This is a genomic window from Clostridium neuense (genome assembly GCF_045310695.1).
Classification (GTDB): domain Bacteria; phylum Bacillota; class Clostridia; order Clostridiales; family Clostridiaceae; genus Clostridium_S; species Clostridium_S neuense.
This window is the reverse complement of sequence record NZ_JBJIAA010000059.1, coordinates 1-373: the sequence shown is the minus strand read 5'-3', so window position 1 is coordinate 373 and position 373 is coordinate 1. Positions and strand designations below refer to the sequence as shown.

The following is a 373-nucleotide window of genomic DNA, read 5'->3' as shown; positions in this document are numbered from 1 at the left end:
AAGAAATAGAAGTCAATTTTAACTATAAGGCGAAGTATGATAAAGCTGAATTTGCAAGGCAGTTAACTGACCAAGAAGCTGGTATGAATAAATTAACGGTTGATGAGTATCTTAAAAATAGAGAAAGATATATAGAAGAGGGACGTTCGATTGAAGGAAATATGGCTCAACAACTAGCAAGAGAAGAGGCTTTAACTGAAAAAATTGATTCATTAATGAATGATGGATATTCATTAAGTGAAGCAAAACAGAAAGCAAAAGAGTGGTTAGATACTCAAGCTGCATTACACAATCCTGACCAAATTGCGGGAGGAAATCCATTAAATATTGGTGGAATGGGTGATAAAGGAATCAATTCATCTATTGGGTCACA

1 protein-coding gene is annotated in these 373 nt (G+C 34.3%); it reads left to right on the top strand.

The genetic code is table 11. The features are described from left to right. On the top strand, positions 1 to 373 hold a 373-nt coding region (locus tag ACJDT4_RS23355; RefSeq protein ID WP_406790023.1), incomplete at both ends, for a polymorphic toxin type 15 domain-containing protein.